Raw genomic sequence first — 19,521 nt, 5'->3', positions numbered from 1 at the left:
ATGACAAATATGGTTTGGAAACGGAACGAGGTTGAAAGCCCGTGTGTCCAGATCTGTGTCGTACACCCGACCGAGCGGATCTGCACCGGCTGCCACCGCACCATCGACGAGATCACCCGGTGGTCCAAGATGGACAGCAGCGAACGCGCCGAGATCATGGAAGACCTGCCCGCCCGCAAGCCGCGCCTGGCAAAACGTCGCGGCGGTCGGGCGGCCCGGTTGAACGGTTCCTGAACCCCTAGTTCGTTTTGACGCGCCGGTCCTCGTCCTTGTCATCGGTCGCGCTGTGAATCGGTTCCCGACCGCGCAATTCTTCTGCAAACAGATTGATGATCTCGGACTGGCTTGTCCGAGGCTGGTCGGAGATCGGGCCTTGTTGATCGTCACGGGCCAAATCACCCGGCAAAGGCAGCACAACTCCGTTTCCGGAAAAGAATTTATTTAAGACAGTCCTGAACGTCATTTCGAGCATCCTGTAGTGAATTAAATAATCGATGTCGCCGCGGGTCGCGTCCGAGCTCCGAGGGTCGGCTCAAGAACGTAGCTGAATGTGAGTGGCAACCCGCGGCAACGAGGCTGAGCTAATCAATGCAAACTTCATTTTTACGGGGAAAACACTCAGATTTTCCTCGTTTTTGAGGTTGAAACCACTAAACCCCACAAATTCCAACAAATTCCCTTACGTCACAAAATGACGATATCTGGGGCCCAAAAGGCCATTTTGCGGGTGTTGGGCCCGCTTTCGAATCAAATGTGGTCAGAAATCAGCCCGCAGACAGCCAGGATTTGGCGTTTTCGATCTCTTCCGAGGGGAAGAATTGCGTGCGCGTGCCAAGGACGTGACTGGCGACGCGTTGCGCCATCTTCTGCCATGCCTTGTTTCCGACAATCGCCGCGCGATCCAGCATCCGGATATGGCCGCTGGCCAGACGAAAATGCGCAGCCAATGCCGACAGCCCCTGCCACCCGTCAAATTCACGCAGGTCAATAAGCAGCCGGAACCCCTCGCGATCCTGCAAAAGCAGGTCCAGATCGCGCCCGGCCTTGGCATATTCCTCGGGGTCCAGCTTTCCCAGAAGGCTCAATTGCACGCAGGATCCACCCAGATCGGTGACATGGATCGATCCCAGCGATTCCCGCATCCAGCGCCGTGCCGCCTCTAGTTCGGCCAATTCGAATACATGCAGCGGACATGGCAGGATCGGGGCGGCCAGCCGGACACTGGTTTGAACCCACCCCTGATCGGCAACCACACCAATCCGGTCAAAGCCGCGCCAATGGCTCAGGCCCAGCTTGGTGTCCGACCACGCGGCCCCCAGGTCATACCCTTTGAATTCGGGCTGCACGATGGCCAGCAGGCCGACCGTATCATGTTCGGCCAATGCGGCCTCGATCGCGGGAACAAGGGTTTCAGAGTAGTCGGTGCTGGTGACCTGACCGGACAGTTCAACTTCGATCAATGCGCCGTCAGAATTTCTGTGAACTGTAATCATGACCCTAATTCTCCACCAAAAATCAATGGGCGGAGACTACGGAGATTCGATCCATTCGGCCACTCCCTCCGTGAACTCGGGGCGGAAATAGGCGATCATTCGACCATCAGGGCCAGCGGTGGCGCTGTCGCCCCATGGTGCAACCCCGTGCAGGCAATGGCGATGCAGCAGATACGCCTCGCCCGGTTTGGCGGGTAAAGCGATCCGGGGACAGGTTTCGAACACCTCTCGCCGCGCGGCCTGATAGGCGTCGGTGATATCGACATTGTGCAGACCGTCCCTTGGATGCCCGGCCAAAGCGTCCCGGAACATGTCGCCCAGCAGCTTATGGCTGCCTTCCCACAGCACCATAGGGGCGGCGTCTTCGCTGGCTTCGGTCAGCGGGATGCCCAAAATCCATGCGTGAGGTTCATCAACCCGGCGGCGGCGGTCCGGACCCATCGGGCGCAACCCATCCACATGCGCAGCATCCCGGTTTCGGCGATAGCGCGCGGCGGCCTCACTCTCCCCACGCCGGGGACGCGGATAGCCCGGATGGATGACCGAGACCTGCCCCCTATGAAGCGGCAGGATTCCGTAGTGATCCTGAATGAATGACATCGCAACCCCGGTCAGAGGACCCGATTGCCCGACCCTGCCCTGCGCATCATTGGCCAAGGCATCCACGCCCACAAACCACGTTCCTTCGCAATCCAGCCATTCGGCATAGGCCGGGTCGTCTATGGACTGTCGGGCCACCGGAAGTGCATGAGCGACCCATGCCGCCAGCAAGGGATCATAGGGGAACTTCACCCAGCCCTTGGACCAGAAGTCATCTACCATCCCAGCGCCTTGCGCAGCATATTCAACGCAACCAGCGTCAGGAACACCGCAAAGACCCGTTTCAGGGGTTTCGGGTCCATCGCGTGGGCCAGCTTCACCCCCCATGGCGCGGTGATCATGGTCATGGCCACGACAATTCCAAAGGCCACAAGGTTCACAGCCCCGATCGTCAGCGGCGGTCGGTGCTCGGCCGCGATGCCAAGGAACAGGAAGCCCAGAACCGATGGGACGGCAATAATCACGCCAAACCCCGCCGCGGTTGCGACGGCGCGGTGAATGGGTGTGTTGTAAAGGCTCATCAACGGGACACCAAAGCTGCCACCGCCGATGCCCATCAGCACGGACAGAAACCCGACCGAGGGTGATAGCGCCGCGCGTTTCACGCCCTGTGGCATCGCATCGCCCAAGCGCCATTCGGATTTGCCAAGGCCCAGATAGGCACCGATCACCATACCCAGAATGCCAAACAGGGCCTGCAGCGCCTCGGTCCGCAGGGCCGACGCCACCAGAACACCGACAATCGCACCGACGGCAATCCCCGGCCCCCAGCCGCGCAGGATGTCCCAATCCACCGCGCCCTTCTTGTTATGGGCCAGAACAGAACGGATGGACGTCACGATGATGGTTGCCAGAGAGGTGGCAAGACACAGCTGCATCAATTGCGGACCGCCATAGCCAAGCGTCTGAAAGGCGTAGAAGAACGCGGGTACCAGAACAATGCCACCCCCGACCCCCAACAGCCCTGCCAGCACCCCGGCAAACGCACCGATCACAAGCAAAAGACCCAGCATTTGGGCCAGCAACATCGTCTCGGGCATCTTTCCCCCAAAATACCGGCGCGGGCCGGTGTTACTTGTTCAGGCCTCGGCCAAGGGCGCGACGCGGTCCAGCGCTTGCAGCATCACCTCGGGCCCGGCGCCTTCATGCACCGCACCTTCGGACAAGGCCCGCCGCCAAGCTCTGGCCCCCGGACGCCCGGCAAACAGGCCAAGCATATGTCGCGTGATCTGGTGCAAACGCCCACCATTGGCAAGGTGGCGCTCGACATAAGGCACCATTTGTTGAACGACTGCAATCGGGTCTGACGGGGTTCCGCTCTGGTAAATCTGAATATCCGCTTCGGCCAGAATATCCGTGGGCTGATGATAGGCAGCCCGACCGATCATGACCCCATCCAAACCGGCATCCAGATGCACACGCGCTTCGTTCAATGAGGTGATGCCCCCATTGATCGAGACATGCATGTCCGGAAATTCACCCTTCATCCGATGCACCAGATCATAGTCAAGAGGCGGGATGTCCCGGTTTTCCTTAGGGCTGAGACCCTGCAACCACGCCTTGCGCGCGTGGATCGTGACCCGATCACAGCCTGCGGCCCGGATTTGGGTCAGAAACTCGGGCAGGACCTCCTGCGGCTCCTGATCATCCACCCCGATCCGGCATTTGACCGTAACGTCAACATCCACAGTCTCGCGCATCGCCGCGACACAGTCGGCAACGCGCGCGGGCTCTCGCATCAACACGGCCCCGAAGGTTCCCGATTGCACACGATCCGAGGGGCAGCCGCAGTTCAGGTTGATCTCATCATAGCCCGCATCCGCCCCAAGCCGCGCCGCCTGCGCGAGCTCTTGCGGGTCCGAGCCGCCAAGTTGCAGGGCAACCGGGTGTTCCTGAGGGTTGTATTCGAGAAGATGCAGCGCCCCACCCCGCACCAGTGCCGGGGCTGTCACCATCTCGGTATACAGCAGCGTTTCACGGCTAAGGAGCCGGTGCAGATACCGGCAATGGCGGTCCGTCCAGTCCATCATCGGTGCCACGCTTAAACGCGCTGCTGTTTTTGCTCTGCCAGTCACAGCAAATCTCCGTCTTGGTCCGGGTACAAGTTGCATCCCCCTGCCGCCGAAACCCGGCTGGCCCGGTCTAGCACTTCTTTGTCTGGAATTACTATCGACCTTTCAGGTCTTCAACGGTGCGCGAACCAGATCTTTCAGCCATAGCGTTGGATGGGTTTCAATTCGGCGCACCCAACTTGCCGCTATTCAAACTGATCACAGAGCTATTGTGATCACCAGGTAGGTAAAAAAGACCAGAAAGCCGACGATTCCCATTGACCGGATAGGCTTCTCTTCGATTGGCAGCGCATATTGCAGCGCGGAAAGGATCGGGCCAGAGCGGGCCAGCAAGCGGATCAGCAGCGTTCCAAGCGCAGCGGCCCAGAGCCAAAAGCTGGTGATGAAAGCTGTAAAAAGAACAGCAAAGCCCAAAGGGCTGTCAATGCCGTCAGCATCGAAGCCAAATGCGCCCAAAAACCCATATAGAAAGACAAAAGCGGTTGTTAGCAGACCAGACGACGTGGCGCCGAAGGCCTGAGTGAACAGCCATATGATTACTAATATGATGACAAAAATGATGAGGGCTGTGAACACCAGATCGAAGAAAATTGCCCAGCTTAGCGACATCGACTTTTTTAAACTTTGCTGCAAGACCTTTCTGGTGACGTAAAGCGCCGGATAGTCTCCGATCCCGTTGAAAAGCAATCCCGCCAATAGGAGCATGAATATGTTTGAGGCAGTTATTTCTTCGTCGCCCAATGGTTGTCGACTGTCCGGAAGGAAAAGTCGCATCAGTAAGACCACCGAGAAAAAGAAAATGGCTGAAAGAACAAACGATCTGCTAAGGCATTTCCAGCTCAAGTGCCGTTCCCCAAAGAACTTTTCGAACATCGCAAGAACGGATTGAACGACAGGGCTGTTTCCGGGGGGTGGCTTAAGCAATATCAGCCAGGCGGCCAGATCATCCCTGAACTCTTTCGATATGCAGTCGTCACCCTTCCAGAACACGGCAAGTACAGCCAGAATGATGGCTGAGCCCCCCAGAAGTTCGACCAAATCACCCCAAGGCACTAGAAATTTCCTTTGAGCAGATGCAATTTCATCTTACCCGGTGGTGGAAATTTTCCAAACCATCAGGTGCCGGACGCATGCGACGGTCGTCAATCCATTGTTTTTAGACTAAATTCTCAAGGCCTATCGCCGGCACAAATGGTGGACGCGCCCGTCGTTCACGGTGTGTGTCAGGTCTCGATGCCGTAGCGGCTGATCATCATATCGACGCTGTTCTCGATCGTTTCGGCCATTTCAGATTGGCTCAGGACCGAACCGCTGAACAGCATCGGCCAAAAGGCGCGGGCCTTGATCAAGCCGATAAACTCTTTCCCGGCCTGATCGGGGTTGTCGATTTTTAACTGACCGTCTTCCGCCGCATTGCGCAGCATGTCCGAGAACACGGCTGTTTTATCCAGCTTGCCCTGCGCCTCGACCGCAAGGGATGGGTTGCGCAGGGTTTCGCTTATCACCATGCGCGACATCGCAATCACATCCGGCAGCATCAGAATGCGGCCTTCGGCCCAGGCAAGCTCGGTCAGTTGCGCGCGTATATCGCGGCCCTTTTCGTACTTCATCTCGACCACTTCCGCGAACCTGTTTGACAGTTCCACCACGATGGAGCGGAAGAGGTTCTCCTTGCTTTCGAAATACTTATACAGCGTGCGCTTGGACACTTCGGCCTTGGCCGAAATGCGATCCATACTGGCCGCGGCGAACCCTTTTTCCAGAAACTCGGCCACGGCAGCATCGATGATCTGTGCGTATTTGGACGCATTCGGGGCGCTGCATTCGTTCATACCCGAGCTATAGACCCATTGACCGGCGCGGGTCAAACCCTACGTAAACTCACCAGTTTACAGGTCGCGAAAATTATGCCACTTGTAAACGCGCTAGTTTACCGACTCAGGTAATTAGCCAACAGGAGAGTCCCCCTATGACCCTTACTTTGAAACTGAACGGCCAGACCCACACGGTCGACGCCGAACCCGGCACGCCCCTTTTGTGGGTGATCCGTGATGAGCTGAAGCTGACAGGAACCAAATTTGGTTGCGGTGTCGCCTCGTGCGGCGCGTGCACCGTGCATCTGGATGGTGAACCCGTTCGGTCCTGCCAAACCTATGTCGAAGATGTCGAAGGTGCCGAGATCACCACAATCGAAGCCATTGGCGATGACAAAATCGGCGCTGCTGTTCAACAGGCCTGGGTTGAACTTGATGTCGTTCAATGCGGGTATTGCCAATCCGGTCAGGTGATGTCTGCGGTTGGGCTGCTGTCTGAAAACCCCAAGCCGTCAGTTGAAGAAATCGACGACTACATGGCTGGCAACGCCTGCCGCTGCGCCACCTATCAACGCATCCGCGCCGGTATCCAGCGCGCATCCGAAATTCTGGAGGCCTGATCATGACCATCAACACCTCTCGCCGTGGATTTCTGAAAGGCGCTGCTGCCGCTGGTGCCGTGCTTCTGGTTGGTGCCCGACCCGATGGTGCGCTGGCGGCGGCCTCGTCCGAGACCGCGACGTTCAACCCGTTTGTGAAAATCGATGCCGATGGCACTGTGACGGCTATCGTAAAGCACTTTGAAAAAGGTCAGGGCCCTGCAACCGGTCTGCCGACGCTGATCGCCGAGGAAATCGGCCTGACCATGGACCAGATCGAATACGAGTTCGCCCCGTCCGATCCGAATGTCTACAACAACCTTCTGTTCGGCCCGTTCCAGGGCACTGGCGGGTCCACCGCGATGGCGAATTCGTGGATGCAATACCGCCAGGCCGGGGCTGCGGCGCGTGAGATGCTGATCAACGCTGCCGCACAAAGCTGGGGCGTGGATGCGTCGGGCATCACCATTGAGGAAGGCATCGTGAAGGCAGGCGACAAGTCGGCGCCCATCGCTGAATTCGTGGCCGCCGCGTCTCAGTTAGAGGCCCCCGCTGAACCCCGCCTGAAAGACCCGTCCGAGTTCCGGTTGATCGGCAATGACTCCGTTCGTCGCAAGGATTCGGCCATCAAGGGCAACGGTCAGGCGATGTATGCCATGGACGTTCACCTGCCCAATCAGATGGTCGCCATGATCAAGCGCCCAGAATCGAAAGGCAGCATCGCCCTTGGCTTTGACGACAGCGCGTCGAAAGAGGTCAAAGGCTATATCAACGCCGCCGTGCTGCCCAATCAGGCGGGTGTTGCCGTGTACGCGGAAAATACCTGGGCCGCGATTCAGGCGCGCGATGCGCTTGAGGTCGAGTGGGATTTGTCCGGCGCTGAAACCCGCGACTCGGACCAGATCAAGGCCGAGATCATGGCGGCGCTGGACGCAGCACCCAAGTATAACGTGAACAAGGCTGACGCCGCCGCTGTGGCAGCCGCCATCGACGGGGCGGACAAGGTTGTCGAAAAGACCTTCTACTTCCCGTTGCTGGCCCATGCACCGATGGAGCCGCTGAACTGCACCATCGAGCAAACGGCAAAGGGTGACATCGTCCTGCATGACGGCGCGCAGATGCCGACCGGGCCGCATATGGCCTATCAGCAGATCTTCCAACTGCCGCCCGAGAAGATCCACATCAAAACCATGCTGGCAGGCGGGTCTTTCGGTCGCCGCGCAACACCGGACGCGGATTATCAGGTCGAAGCTGCGCTGGCCTTTGTCGTCACCGACCGCTCGCGCCCGGTCAAGCTGGTCTGGACGCGCGAGGATGACATTCGCAGCGGGTACTACCGCCCTGCCTTTGGTCACAAGGTTCGTGTGGGTCTGGACGCCGACGGCAACATCGTCGGCTGGCAGCACCAGATCGCAGGTCAATCCGTGATCAAGGGCACTCCGTTCGAGGCGGTTCTGGTGCATGACGGCATCGACCACAGCTCGGTCGAGGGTGTTTCGGACAGTCCTTATTCGATCCCCGGCATGGCGGTGGGTCTGACGGACACGCCGAAGGCAACCACGGTTCTGTGGTGGCGCTCGGTGGGTCATACCCACACAGCTTACACGATGGAAACCATGATGGATCTGGTGGCCGAAGCCGCAGGGCGCGACCCGGTCGAGTTCCGTCTGGCGCATCTGTCCGACACCAGCAACGCCGACCAGCAGCGCAAGGCAGCCGTCTTGAAGCTGGCGACCGAAAAAGCGGGTTGGGGCAACGCGCCAGAGGGTCGGTCCCAAGGGATTGCAGTCCACAAGTCCTTCGGGTCTTACGCGGCCGAAGTGGTCGAGGTTTCGGGCGATCCGGACAGCGGTATCAAGATCGAAAAGGTCACCTGTGCTGTCGATTGCGGTATTGCCGTGAACCCGGATGTTGTCCGCGCCCAGATGGAAGGTGGCATCGGATACGGGATCGGGCACGTCATGCGCGACCAGATCACCTTGACCAGCGGAGCGGTGGATCAGTTCAACTTCCCCGATTACGAGCCGCTGAGGATTGGCGATATTGCCGCGATCGACGTCCATATCGTGCCGTCTGCCGAAGCACCAACTGGCGTGGGTGAACCCGGAACGCCGCCCTCGGCCCCTGCCCTGGCGAACGCTATTCGCGCAATGTCGGGCAATCTGGTGGCCGAGCTTCCGATGGCTGAAAACGGGGTCAGCTTCGCCTGATCCGCAATACGCCGCGCCGGGTCGTTCTGACTCGGCGCGGTCTTGTAATTTTCTAGCCGGAAAAAATTTGATCAAATTTCGTGACAAGGGCACATGCCTTCGATACATCTCGGATAACCCGAGGAACGGAGGCCCCAATGGACCTGAATGCCCTTCACAATTTCCGCGTCGCGGCCTGTGATCTCAACGGGCAGATGCGGGGTAAGCGCGTGCCACCTGCCTATGCGGACAAGCTGCCCAAAGGCGCGGTTCGGATGCCGTTTTCCGCACTGAATGTCGACCTGTGGGGCGCGGATATCGAAGGCAGCCCGCTGGTGTTTGAAACCGGCGACGCCGATGGCGTGTTGCTGCCAACTGAACGCGGCGCGGTTCCGGTCCCGTGGTTGAACGCCGAAACGGCCCTGGTGCCCATGAGCCTTTATGACGATGACGGCGCACCCTTTGCGGGCGACCCGCGCCATGCGCTGGGGGCTATCCTGTCGCGCTATGCGCAGCGCGGCTGGTCCGTGGTCGCCGCGACCGAGTTGGAATTCACGTTGCTGGACGCCTCAGGCCCTCAGCCTCAGCCGCCGATCAACCCGGTGACAGGTCACCGTCTGGCAGATGAGGCGGTGCTGTCCGTCGCCGAAATGGACGCGTTCGAGGCGTTCTTCAATGACCTCTACGACGGTTGCGCGGCAATGGGCATTCCTGCGCAGACCGCCATTTCCGAAAGCGGGATCGGCCAGTTCGAAATCAACCTGAACCATCAGGACGCCATGCGTTGCGCCGATGATACATGGCTTTTCAAGGGTTTGACACGCGGATTGGCGCGCAAACACGGGTTTGCCGCGACCTTCATGTCAAAGCCTTACGCTGATGACGCCGGAAATGGGATGCATGTGCATTTCTCAGTCCTCGATCAGAACGGCCAGAACATCTTTGACGATGGCGGACCCCAAGGCACCGATCTGCTGCGCGCTGCAGTCGCCGGATGCCTTGCCGCCATGCCCGCCAGCACCCTGATTTTTGCGCCGCACGGGAACTCCTACACCCGGCTTGTGCCCAGCGCGCATGCCCCGACGGGGGCAAGCTGGGCCTATGAAAACAGAACCGCAGCCATTCGCATTCCGGGCGGTGCCCCGGCGGCACGGCGGATCGAACACCGTGTGGCCGGGGGCGACATCAACCCTTACCTGATGCTGACCGCTGTCCTTGGCGCGGCGCTGCTGGGGATTGAAGACGGCCTGACGCCCCCCGCCCCGATCACCGGAAACGCATACGAGATTGACGGCTTGCCGCAACTGGCAGACAGTTGGGCGGCAGCCATCGACGCGTTCGAAACGGACCCGCTGATGACGCGCCTGTTCCCGGCCGAACTGATCCGCAACATGGCAATGACCAAGCGGCAGGAAATCGCGCGCTTTGCGGACCGTCCCGAAGATCAGCACTGGCTGAGTTACCTCGAAGCAGTCTGACCCCTTGCCCGCCGAGTGGGACTCGGGTATTTCTGAATTTGATCAAATTTGGTGACCTATGAAAATCGGCATTCTACAGACCGGCCACACCCCTGATGCGCTTCGGGATACATTCGGGGATTACGATTCACTCTTTCCCGACCTGCTGGACGGGCACGGGCTGGATTTTGAAAGCTACCCCGTCGTTGATGGAATCTTCCCGACCGGTGCAGACGACGCCGAAGGCTGGCTGATCACCGGCTCGCGCCATGGCGCGTATGAGGATCTGCCGTGGATCCCCCGGCTTGAGGCGCTGATCCGTGAGATCCATCAAAGTGGTAAGCCGCTGGTCGGCGTGTGTTTCGGCCACCAGATCATCGCGCAGGCCTTGGGTGGAACCGTCCGGAAATTCGATGGCGGCTGGGCCGTGGGGCGCACAGAATATGACTATGACGGCGAAAAAGTGTGGCTGAACGCCTGGCATCAGGATCAGGTTGTCGCGGTTCCGGACGGGGCCGAGGTCGCCGGGCACAATGACTTTTGCCAGAACGCGATGCTGCGTTATGGCGATCAGATCTGGACGGTTCAGGCCCACCCCGAGTTCACTAACGACTTCGTTTCGGGCCTGATGCGCACACGCGGCAAGGGCGTGGTGCCCGATGATCTGATGCAAGCCGCTGCAAACCGGCAAACCGCGCCGGATCACAACGCCCGAATCGCGCAAGTCATGGCGGATTTCCTGAAGAAAGCGAGGGCCTGATGGCCGATTGGACAGACGACTTACCGCAGGCCGCGCAAAACTATATCGACGGGCACCGGCTGGACGAAGTGGAATGCATCATCTCGGACCTGCCCGGTATCGCGCGAGGCAAGGCCGTTCCGGCCTCAAAATTTGCCCGGCAATCCTATTTCCACCTGCCCGATAGCATCTTCTACCAGACCATCACGGGCGGCTGGGGTGAGGCCGCGGGCGAAGACGGGTTCATCGAACGGGACATGATCCTGAAACCGGATTTCACGACCGCATCCGCCGCACCCTGGACCGGTGACTGGACCTTGCAAGTGATCCACGACGCCTATGACAGGGACGGAGAGCCCATCCCTTACAGCCCCCGCAACGTGCTAAAACGCGTTGTGCAGATGTATCACGACAAAGGCTGGAAACCTGTCGTCGCGCCCGAGATGGAATTCTTTCTGGTCGCCCGCAATGTCGACCCCGCCCAATCAATCGAGCCGATGATGGGCCGGTCTGGACGTCCGGCTGCCGCCCGGCAGGCCTATTCCATGACTGCGGTGGATGAATTCGGCCCGGTGATCGACGACATCTATGATTTCGCGGAGCATCAGGGGTTCGAGATCGACGGCATCACTCAGGAAGGCGGCGCGGGACAGTTGGAGATCAACCTGCGCCACGGCAATCCGGTCAAGCTGGCCGATGAGGTGTTCTATTTCAAACGCCTGATCCGCGAGGCCGCCCTGCGCCACAACTGTTTCGCCACCTTCATGGCAAAACCGATTGAGGATGAGCCCGGCTCGGCCATGCACATCCATCACTCGATCACAGATATTGAAACGGGTCAGAACATCTTTTCCGGCCCGCAAGGCGGTGAGACGGATGCGTTTTATCACTTCATCGCAGGGCTGCAGAGCCATTTGCCCGCTGGTCTGGCGGTGATGGCGCCTTACGTGAATTCCTATCGCCGCTACGTCAAAGACCACGCTGCGCCGATCAATCTGGAGTGGGCGCGGGACAACCGCACCACCGGCATTCGCGTGCCCCTGTCGGGCCCCGAGGCGCGGCGCATCGAGAACCGCATCGCCGGGATGGATTGCAACCCGTATCTGGGCATCGCTTTGTCGCTGGCCTGCGGGTATCTGGGGCTAATCCAACAGGAACGCCCCCGCCGTCAGTTCTATGGCGACGCGTATGAAGGCGACGGCGACATCCCTCAGGTCATGGGCAACGCGCTGGATCTGTTCGACGAGGCCACCGAGTTGCATGACATTCTGGGCCCCGAATTCGCCCGCGTCTACGGTATCGTAAAACGGGCCGAGTATGAGGAGTTCCTGCAGGTGATCTCCCCCTGGGAGCGTGAGCATCTTTTGCTGAACGTCTGAGCCTGTTGAGGCGTTCGGGATATCCGTATTTGGAACGAGAAGAAGATGAATCTGCTCTACTCCAATGACCGCAAGGCCGAGTATCCGGCAAGCTGGTACGCCGCGACCGCAAATCCGCTGGAGCCGTTCCCGGCGTTTGAGGGCGAGGCCCGCGCCGATGTATGTATCGTTGGCGGCGGCTATACAGGGTTGTCGGCCGCGCTGCATCTGGCCGAAGCCGGGATGGATGTGGTGCTGCTTGAGGCGCACCGTGTCGGGTTCGGAGCCTCAGGCCGCAATGGCGGGCAGTTGGGCAGCGCGCAGAGGATGGATCAGGAAGATCTGGAACGGCTGGTCGGGCTGGACGATGCCGCCAAGCTGTGGGATCTGGCCGAAGACGCTAAGGATCTGGTCAAGTCCCTGATCGCGAAGCACAAGATTGATTGCGATCTGAAACCCGGCGTTGCGGGGCTTGGGTTGTCAGTTGCGGAACAGAACGACCTGCATGACCACGCTGCCCATTTGTCGGACCGGTATGGCTATGACCAGATCGAGTTGCTGGACGAAGAGGCGGGGCATGCGCTGTGCCCCTCACCTGCTTACAAAGGCGGCTATCTGGACAGGGGCGCGGCGCATCTGCATCCGTTGAACTATGCGCTTGGTCTGGCAAAGGCGGCGCATATGGCAGGCGCGCGCGTTTTTGAAGGCACCGAGGTTCTGGCGATCGACGAAGGCGACCCCGCCTTGGTCCGCACCCAGCATGGCGCGGTTCGCGCCCGGCATGTCATTCTGGCCTGCAACGGCTATCTTGGTGCGCTGAACCAGAAGGTGGCCGCGCGGGTTATGCCGATCAACAACTTCATCGCCGCGACCGAGCCGTTGGGGGATAACGCCGCGCGCGTGCTCACTCAGGACGTTGCCGTTGCGGATACGAAGTTTGTGGTGAATTACTTCCGCCTCAGCGCGGATGGGCGGTTGTTGTTTGGCGGCGGTGAAAGCTATGGGTATCGGTTTCCGTCCGACATCGCCTCGACGGTGCGCAAACCGATGACCGAGATTTTCCCGCATCTCCGGGACGTCAAAATCGATTTTGCCTGGGGCGGAACGCTTGCGATAACGATGCGCCGGATGCCGTATCTTGCGCGGGTTGCACCCAATATTCTGTCAGCCTCCGGCTATTCCGGCCACGGGGTCGGGACTGCGACTCATGCGGGTCAACTGATGGCGCTGGCCATTCAGGGACAGGCCGAAGGGTTCGATACATTGGCCCGCGTGCCCGCCTTGCCCTTCCCCGGTGGCCCCGCCCTGCGAAGCCCGCTGCTGGTGCTGGCAATGACCTGGTATGCGATGCGGGACAGGCTAGGCATCTGACCCCATTTTCCATTGCGACAGTTTGGTGAAATTTTGCCGATCCGGCGATTGGGGGCTTGGCACGGGCTGCGCGCTTGATTTAAATAAACGAAAGTTAGAATTCGGGAAATCCAAATATGACGCTGCCCCCCAACGTCCACGACGCCGAACCCATCCCCGCCGCTGCACGAGATGCCATCGATGCCCTAATGCAATCAGGCGACCTGTTTCGCTATACCGCACCACAGGATGCACCGGTCGCACTGCTGGAGGCGGAATTTGCTGAACTTCTGGGCTCTAAATACGCTTTAGCAGTTTCGTCCTGCTCGGCGGCTTTGTTTCTGTCGCTGAAGGCGCTGAGCCTGCCCCGCGATGCGCGGGTGCTGATTCCGGGCTTCACCTTTGCGGCGGTGCCCTCCTCGGTCGTGCATGCGGATTGCATTCCGGTTCTGTGCGAAGTGGCCGAGAACTATCGCATCGACATGGCTGATTTCGCAGCCAAGCTGGACAATGTGCAGGCCGTCATCATCAGCCATATGCGCGGCCATACTTCGGATATGGACGCGATCATGGAGCTGTGTGACGCGCGCGACATCCCGGTGATCGAAGACGCTGCCCATTCGCTGGGTACCACATGGCACGGTCGCAACATCGGGACCATCGGCAAGATCGGCTGCTTCTCGTTCCAGTCCTATAAGATGATCAATGCAGGTGAAGGCGGCATTCTGATCACCGACGATGCTGATCTGGTGGCCCGTTGCGTGATCATGTCCGGCGCGTATGAGAGCAACTGGAAGAAACACAAAACCCCGCGCGGCGATAACTCGCCCGAGTTGGAGCAGGCCTTTGCCCGCTGGCAGAACCAGTTGCCGCTGTATAACTTGCGGATGAGCAACCTCAGCGCCGCCGTGATCCGTCCGCAACTGCCGGAACTGGCGCGTCGGGTGAAAGATGGGCTGGCAAACCATGACTATGTTGCCGAGCGCCTGAACGGTTCTCCGTATATCAACGTCCCTGCCCCGTTGGCGCCCGAACGTCGCGCGCCGGATTCGATCCAGTTCAATCTGGTCGGGTTGGATGAGGACGAGATCCGCGCCTTTGCCGCCGCCTCGGACGCGCGCGGCGTCAAGGTTCAGGTTTTTGGTCTGAGCGAGAACAACGCCCGCGCCTTCTGGAACTGGCAGTTCCTGCCCGAAACATTCGATCTGCCCCAGACCCGCGACATGCTGATGAAAGCCTGCGATGTGCGCCTTCCCGTCCGCCTGACGCGCGAGGAGTTGGATGTGATCGCCGACATCCTGCTGGCCTCGGTCGGTGAGGTGACGGGCCCGGTTCCGGTGTACGGCACCTGACACGAAAAAGGCCCGCGCGATGCGGGCCTTGCTTTTTCTGATAGTGGTATCAGTTCAACTTGGACAGCTTGTTCTGCAGCTCGGCCAGTTGCTTTTTGATATCGTCCAGATCTTCCTTGGCCTCAGGCTTTTCTTCTTCCTTGTCCGGTCCGGACCAGCCGCCGGACAGACCACCGGTCATGGCTTTCAGAAACGCCTGCTGCTGCGCCTGCAGCGCGTCGAACCCGGGCATCTGCGACATCGGATTCATGGCGTTCATGTTTTCCATCATCTTGCTTTGGCTTTCGCGCAGCATCTCGAACGAGCTTTGCAGGAACTGAGGCATCATACCCCCGCCCGGCACCATATAGCTGCGCACGAGATCGTTCAGCACATTGACCGGCAGCACATTCTCGCCCCGGCTTTCATGTTCTGCGATGATTTGTAGTAGATATTGACGGGTCAGGTCGTCGCCGGTTTTCAGGTCGATGATCTGAACTTCGCGCCCGTCCCGAATGAACCCCGCAATGTCTTCGAGCGTCACGTAATCGCTGGTCTCAGTGTTATACAGCCGACGGCTGGCGTAGCGCTTGATCAATAGCGGTTTTTCTTGGTCCGACACCTTGTACCCTCCCCAAGGATGATGCGTTGCAGCGCAGGTTATGCGACTGCAGCACAAAAAGAAAGGGCAGGTCAATGGACCTGCCCAACGCGATTGCACCTGTAGGGAGGATAAGGTGCCTGTCGCGGCCGTTCTTACTTGGCGGCTGCTGCTTTCTTTGCAGCAGTCGTCACGTCGTTGGTGGCTTTCTTGACAGCTGCGGTTGCTTCTTCAGCAGCGTCTTTGCCAGCGGCCATCAGCAGCTCGACGGTTTCGGTCTGAACTTTTTTCGCGATTTCTGCGAAAGCGGCCAGGTTTTCAGCTGCAACTTCAGCCGACGCGCTTGCGAAGTCGGTTGCCGCTTTGGCGTAGTCAGCAGGCTCTGCCTTTGCTTTGGACATCTCGCTCAGCTTGGCCAGGGTGTCCTTGGTCCATTTGTTCGAGATCTCGGCCGATTTCTCAGCCGCGTCCAGTGCAACGCCCGACAGCTTTTCGTTCAGGGCTGCGGTCGATTTGAAGGCACCTTCCATTGCGGTGGTGTCTACCGGAAATGCGCCCATGACGTCTTTCATGATCGCGGTAAAGTCTTGGGTCTTTGCCATTGTCCTAATCCTTTTTGCCGAACCGGGCCCACCCCGGCTTTCATCAGCTTGAGGACAATATGGTTTCTGCATTGCAGCATTGCAAGTATTTTTTGCTGCAATGCAGAAAATTTTAGTTTCAAAATGAAATCAGGCGTTTGGATTGGCCACAACGTAGGTTCCGGGGGCCGGTGCAAGGGCAGGATGATCCGAATCGCCCGTGTCACGCGCCGGTACCTGCTTGCCGGACCGCTTTTTCAGCCATGCCTCCCACATCGGCCACCAGGACCCTTCGTGGAAATCCGCCTCTTTCAACCAGGTGTCGGAATCCACCTTCATCTCGGGGTTGGTGTAGTGGCCGTATTTCTTCTTGCTGGGCGGATTGACGATGCCCGCAATGTGACCGGATTCCGAAACCACAAATGTCTTCGAGCGTGAGCCCATTTTCTGCACGCCGCGATAGCAATCTTTCCAGGCGGCAATGTGATCGGTCTCGCATGTGATCGCCATCAGCGGAACGTCGACGTCGCTGACCTTCAGCTTATGGCCCAGCAATTCGATCCCGTCGCCCGCAAACTCGTTCCGCTGGCACAGGCCGCGCAAGTAATCGACGGCCATCTTTGCCGGAAGGTTCGCACCGTCCCCGTTCCAATACAGCAAATCGAAGGCCGGGGGCATCTCGCCCATCATGTAGCTGCGAATGGCAGGTCCATAAACCAGATCCCGGGATCGCAGGAAGGACATCGTGCGCGCCATGATCCAGGACCGCAGCACGCCCTCTTTGTTCACTTCTTCCTCGATCCCGTCGATGAAGTCGTTTTGCAGGAACGGGGTGAATTCCCCCTGATCCGAGAAATCGGTCAGGGCCGTGAACAAAGTGGCGGACTTTACCGATTTGTCACCGCGCTGCTTCAATAGGGACAGCGTCAGGCTCAGCGTTGTGCCGGCGATGCAATAGCCGATTGCGTTGACCTGCTTGACCTTGCAGATCTTCTTGGCCTCTTCGATCGCCGTCAGAAAGCCATCCTGAATGTAATCTTCCATGCCGGTTTCGGCATAGCTTTCATCCGGGTTGACCCAGCTGACGACAAACAGTGTATAGCCCTGTTCCGTGATCCACTTGATCAGGCTGTTCTGCGCCTTCAGGTCCAGGATATAGAACTTGTTGATCCAGGGCGGGAACAGCACCACGGGCGTTTCGTAAACCGTCTCAGTCGCAGGCTTGTACTGGATCAGCTCCATCATGCGGTTGCGATAGACCACTTCGCCCGGTGTGGTGGCCAGATTTCCGCCAACCTCAAACGCGTTCTCGTCGGCCAGCTTTACGACCAACTCTCCATCATTGGCCTCCAGATCCGAAACAAGGTTTTCGAGCCCCTGAACCAGCGACTGCCCTTCTGTTTCGACGGCCTTCTGCAAAGCGTCAGGATTTGTCGCCAGAAAATTGGTCGGGGCCATCATGTCGACAATCTGTTGCGAGAAATACTGCAACCGCCGCTTGTCCTTGTCGCCCAGATCGTCGACCGAGGCGACAGCCTGCGCAATAGCCTGCGCGTTTGTCTGATATTGCTGGCGGATCAGGCGGAAATAAGGATTGGTTTCCCACATCGGGTTCGAGAAACGCTTGTCTCCGGGTGCGTTTTGCTCGTCCTCGACCTCCCCCGTGGCCAGCGCCTGCTGCGCCTCGGCGAAGTTCAGAACCGATTTTCCCCAATATTCGATTTGCTGTTCCAGCAGCTTGGCGGGATTTTGCCACGCCTCGGCCCAGTAGGCTGTTGCTGCTCTTGCGAAAAGCACTTGATTCGGACCATCCAAAGCGGGGGTATGGGTCTTCTTTGTCGCCATAATCTCGATCAGGCGCTTGGACAGCGTCTCGACCTTGTCCATATTTTCTTTAAGGCGTTCAATATGTTCTTCAGTCACGTCAGGCATTTGGTCTTCACTTGTTGTCATTTTAACAATATCCCCCTAACCTCGCTGCTATGCAGAATAACGTCGTGGGTGTCGGGGGGCAAAGCGGCGAATGGTCCACAACTCTTAGCCTTACACGCCGGAGGCAGCTTCCATGCGCTATATGATGACCTACGACCTGATGGAGACCATGCGCAACACGAACCAATGGCTTGGTTCTACCGCCAGCGCGATGGCCTCTTACCCCCTGTTTGCGATGGTTCCGAACCCGGGCTTCAGCTGGATGGCCGCCTGGGGCGAAGTGACCGAGCGGACCTTCCAGCGCATGGTCGTGAAACCTGACTGGGGGATCCGTACTTTCACCTGCGAGGACGGCAAAGATCATCTTGTCGACATTACCACTGTTCTGGAACGCCCTTTTGGCGATCTCATCCATTTCAAGGTAAACGGGCGGGAAAAGCAACAGCGGAAGGTCCTTCTGGTTGCGCCGATGTCAGGTCACTATGCAACATTGCTGCGTTCCACGGTCAAAAGTCTGTTGGTCAATTGTGAGGTCTACATCACCGATTGGCATAACGCGCGTGACATTCCCGTGTCTGCAGGCAAGTTCGATGTCGAGGATTACACCCTCTACCTTGTCGATTTTATGAAAGAGCTGGGGCCCGACACCCATGTCGTCGCTGTTTGCCAGCCCGCGCCGCTGACACTGGCCGCAACAGCCTATCTGGCCGAGCTGGAACCGAAGGCGCAGCCGAGCACTCTGACCCTGATTGGCGGTCCGGTCGATCCGGATGCAACGCCCACCGATGTCACGGATTTCGGCCGCAGGGTGACAATGGGTCAGCTGGAAGAAACCATGATCCAGCGGGTCGGGTTCAAGTACAAAGGCGTCGGTCGCATGGTCTATCCGGGCCTGCTGCAACTGGCGTCGTTCATGTCGATGAATGCCGAGCGACACTCCAAAGCCTTTTCGGACCAGATCCAGCGGGTGATCCGGGATGAGGCCTCGGACCACGACGCGCATAACCGCTTCTACGATGAATATCTGGCCGTCATGGACATGACTGCGGAATTCTATCTGTCCACGGTCGAGCGTGTCTTCAAAAACCGCGAGATTGCGCGCAACGAATTTGTTGTGGCCGGTCACAAGGTCGATATGAGCAAGATCACCGATGTTGCCGTGAAAACCGTCGAAGGCGCAAATGATGACATCTCGGCCCCCGGTCAGTGCATCGCGGCGCTGGACCTGTGCACCGGCCTGCCGGACAGCAAAAAGGCCAGCCATGTCGAGCCCGGCGCAGGCCATTATGGCATCTTTGCGGGGCGCAGCTGGCGCGACAACATTCGCCCGCTTGTGATTGATTTTATGAATGAAAACAGCCGCAAACCACAGCGCCGCGCCGCGAACCGAAACAAGGTCGCGTGA

General features: G+C 58.8%; 19 protein-coding genes. 9 read left to right on the top strand and 10 right to left on the bottom strand.

Going from position 1 to position 19,521, the window contains the following annotated elements; genetic code table 11:
- Positions 1-234 carry a DUF1289 domain-containing protein gene (locus ACR0MO_RS01030; protein WP_480889334.1) on the top strand — a complete coding sequence of 78 codons (234 nt, stop codon included), beginning with the start codon at positions 1-3 and terminating at the stop codon, positions 232-234.
- A gap of 4 nt (positions 235-238) precedes the next feature.
- On the opposite strand, the gene ACR0MO_RS01025 is transcribed toward ACR0MO_RS01030, so the two are convergent.
- From ACR0MO_RS01025 to ACR0MO_RS00995, 7 genes are all read right to left on the bottom strand, one after another.
- A complete protein-coding gene (locus ACR0MO_RS01025) occupies positions 239-415 on the bottom strand; it encodes a hypothetical protein (protein ID WP_480889331.1) in 177 nt (58 codons plus the stop codon).
- Positions 416-764: 349 nt separating this feature from the next.
- The gene (locus ACR0MO_RS01020) at positions 765-1,493 is read right to left on the bottom strand and encodes a SpoIIAA family protein (RefSeq protein ID WP_480889329.1); all 729 of its coding nucleotides are present in this window, start codon (positions 1,491-1,493) and stop codon (positions 765-767) included.
- 36 nt (positions 1,494-1,529) lie between these two features.
- Positions 1,530-2,315, bottom strand: coding sequence for a hypothetical protein (locus ACR0MO_RS01015; protein WP_480889325.1), 786 nt, complete (start codon positions 2,313-2,315; stop codon positions 1,530-1,532).
- Positions 2,309-3,133, bottom strand: coding sequence for a sulfite exporter TauE/SafE family protein (locus tag ACR0MO_RS01010; protein WP_480889320.1), 825 nt, complete (start codon positions 3,131-3,133; stop codon positions 2,309-2,311). Before ACR0MO_RS01010 ends, ACR0MO_RS01015 begins: the two co-directional genes overlap by 7 nt.
- Before the next feature lie 39 nt (positions 3,134-3,172).
- The gene (dusA, locus tag ACR0MO_RS01005; RefSeq protein WP_170449718.1) at positions 3,173-4,204 is read right to left on the bottom strand and encodes a tRNA dihydrouridine(20/20a) synthase DusA; all 1,032 of its coding nucleotides are present in this window, start codon (positions 4,202-4,204) and stop codon (positions 3,173-3,175) included.
- A gap of 159 nt (positions 4,205-4,363) precedes the next feature.
- Positions 4,364-5,218 (bottom strand): hypothetical protein, encoded by an 855-nt coding sequence (locus tag ACR0MO_RS01000; RefSeq protein ID WP_480889317.1) that lies wholly within the window; start codon positions 5,216-5,218, stop codon positions 4,364-4,366.
- 170 nt (positions 5,219-5,388) lie between these two features.
- A complete protein-coding gene (locus ACR0MO_RS00995; protein ID WP_480872321.1) occupies positions 5,389-6,033 on the bottom strand; it encodes a TetR/AcrR family transcriptional regulator in 645 nt (214 codons plus the stop codon).
- Between the two features lie 101 nt (positions 6,034-6,134).
- On the opposite strand from ACR0MO_RS00995, the gene ACR0MO_RS00990 reads away from it, so the two are divergent.
- From ACR0MO_RS00990 to ACR0MO_RS00960, 7 genes are all read left to right on the top strand, one after another.
- On the top strand, positions 6,135-6,599 hold the full coding sequence (locus tag ACR0MO_RS00990) for a (2Fe-2S)-binding protein (protein ID WP_170449709.1): 465 nt from the start codon (positions 6,135-6,137) through the stop codon (positions 6,597-6,599).
- A 2-nt stretch (positions 6,600-6,601) separates the two neighbouring features.
- Positions 6,602-8,788, top strand: coding sequence for a xanthine dehydrogenase family protein molybdopterin-binding subunit (locus ACR0MO_RS00985; RefSeq protein ID WP_170622027.1), 2,187 nt, complete (start codon positions 6,602-6,604; stop codon positions 8,786-8,788).
- Positions 8,789-8,925: 137 nt separating this feature from the next.
- A complete protein-coding gene (locus ACR0MO_RS00980; RefSeq protein ID WP_480580594.1) occupies positions 8,926-10,245 on the top strand; it encodes a glutamine synthetase family protein in 1,320 nt (439 codons plus the stop codon).
- Positions 10,246-10,303: 58 nt separating this feature from the next.
- Entirely contained in the window at positions 10,304-10,984 is a 681-nt protein-coding gene (locus ACR0MO_RS00975) for a type 1 glutamine amidotransferase (RefSeq protein WP_480889313.1), read from the top strand.
- Entirely contained in the window at positions 10,984-12,342 is a 1,359-nt protein-coding gene (locus ACR0MO_RS00970) for a glutamine synthetase family protein (RefSeq protein ID WP_170449702.1), read from the top strand. The genes ACR0MO_RS00975 and ACR0MO_RS00970 overlap by 1 nt, the downstream gene beginning before the upstream one ends.
- Positions 12,343-12,387: 45 nt before the next feature.
- The gene (locus ACR0MO_RS00965; RefSeq protein ID WP_170449699.1) at positions 12,388-13,692 is read left to right on the top strand and encodes an NAD(P)/FAD-dependent oxidoreductase; all 1,305 of its coding nucleotides are present in this window, start codon (positions 12,388-12,390) and stop codon (positions 13,690-13,692) included.
- A gap of 116 nt (positions 13,693-13,808) precedes the next feature.
- Positions 13,809-15,023, top strand: a complete 1,215-nt coding sequence (locus ACR0MO_RS00960; protein ID WP_480889309.1) for a DegT/DnrJ/EryC1/StrS family aminotransferase — start codon at positions 13,809-13,811, stop codon at positions 15,021-15,023.
- A 49-nt stretch (positions 15,024-15,072) separates the two neighbouring features.
- Here ACR0MO_RS00960 and phaR read toward each other — a convergent pair whose 3' ends face one another.
- The 3 genes from phaR to ACR0MO_RS00945 all read right to left on the bottom strand — a co-directional run bounded on the left by phaR (position 15,073) and on the right by ACR0MO_RS00945 (position 18,137).
- A complete protein-coding gene (gene phaR / locus ACR0MO_RS00955; protein WP_170449693.1) occupies positions 15,073-15,624 on the bottom strand; it encodes a polyhydroxyalkanoate synthesis repressor PhaR in 552 nt (183 codons plus the stop codon).
- 134 nt (positions 15,625-15,758) lie between these two features.
- Positions 15,759-16,205: a phasin family protein gene (locus ACR0MO_RS00950; RefSeq protein ID WP_170449690.1), complete on the bottom strand. Its 447-nt coding sequence runs from the start codon at positions 16,203-16,205 to the stop codon at positions 15,759-15,761.
- A gap of 129 nt (positions 16,206-16,334) precedes the next feature.
- Positions 16,335-18,137: a PHA/PHB synthase family protein gene (locus ACR0MO_RS00945; RefSeq protein WP_480626195.1), complete on the bottom strand. Its 1,803-nt coding sequence runs from the start codon at positions 18,135-18,137 to the stop codon at positions 16,335-16,337.
- Between the two features lie 112 nt (positions 18,138-18,249).
- Between ACR0MO_RS00945 and phaZ the strand changes: the two genes are divergently transcribed.
- A complete protein-coding gene (gene phaZ, locus ACR0MO_RS00940) occupies positions 18,250-19,521 on the top strand; it encodes a polyhydroxyalkanoate depolymerase (RefSeq protein WP_170449685.1) in 1,272 nt (423 codons plus the stop codon).

The sequence above is a fragment of the Ruegeria sp. K5 genome (genome assembly GCF_056531805.1).
Note: the sequence above shows the minus strand (reverse complement) of the source record. Positions and strands in the feature narration are given on the sequence as shown.

Excerpts from the sequence above, each read along its gene's own strand:
- ACR0MO_RS00945 (WP_480626195.1), bottom strand. The coding sequence starts at position 18,137 with ATGACAACAAGTGAAGACCAAATGCCTGACGTGACTGAAGAACATATT.
- ACR0MO_RS00950 (WP_170449690.1), bottom strand. The coding sequence starts at position 16,205 with ATGGCAAAGACCCAAGACTTTACCGCGATCATGAAAGACGTCATGGGC.
- ACR0MO_RS00975 (WP_480889313.1), top strand. The coding sequence starts at position 10,304 with ATGAAAATCGGCATTCTACAGACCGGCCACACCCCTGATGCGCTTCGG.
- ACR0MO_RS01015 (WP_480889325.1), bottom strand. The coding sequence starts at position 2,315 with ATGGTAGATGACTTCTGGTCCAAGGGCTGGGTGAAGTTCCCCTATGAT.
- ACR0MO_RS01010 (WP_480889320.1), bottom strand. The coding sequence starts at position 3,133 with ATGCCCGAGACGATGTTGCTGGCCCAAATGCTGGGTCTTTTGCTTGTG.
- ACR0MO_RS00965 (WP_170449699.1), top strand. The coding sequence starts at position 12,388 with ATGAATCTGCTCTACTCCAATGACCGCAAGGCCGAGTATCCGGCAAGC.
- ACR0MO_RS01020 (WP_480889329.1), bottom strand. The coding sequence starts at position 1,493 with ATGATTACAGTTCACAGAAATTCTGACGGCGCATTGATCGAAGTTGAA.
- dusA (WP_170449718.1), bottom strand. The coding sequence starts at position 4,204 with ATGCAACTTGTACCCGGACCAAGACGGAGATTTGCTGTGACTGGCAGA.
- ACR0MO_RS01030 (WP_480889334.1), top strand. The coding sequence starts at position 1 with ATGACAAATATGGTTTGGAAACGGAACGAGGTTGAAAGCCCGTGTGTC.
- ACR0MO_RS00990 (WP_170449709.1), top strand. The coding sequence starts at position 6,135 with ATGACCCTTACTTTGAAACTGAACGGCCAGACCCACACGGTCGACGCC.
- ACR0MO_RS00960 (WP_480889309.1), top strand. The coding sequence starts at position 13,809 with ATGACGCTGCCCCCCAACGTCCACGACGCCGAACCCATCCCCGCCGCT.
- phaZ (WP_170449685.1), top strand. The coding sequence starts at position 18,250 with ATGCGCTATATGATGACCTACGACCTGATGGAGACCATGCGCAACACG.
- ACR0MO_RS00985 (WP_170622027.1), top strand. The coding sequence starts at position 6,602 with ATGACCATCAACACCTCTCGCCGTGGATTTCTGAAAGGCGCTGCTGCC.
- ACR0MO_RS00970 (WP_170449702.1), top strand. The coding sequence starts at position 10,984 with ATGGCCGATTGGACAGACGACTTACCGCAGGCCGCGCAAAACTATATC.
- ACR0MO_RS00980 (WP_480580594.1), top strand. The coding sequence starts at position 8,926 with ATGGACCTGAATGCCCTTCACAATTTCCGCGTCGCGGCCTGTGATCTC.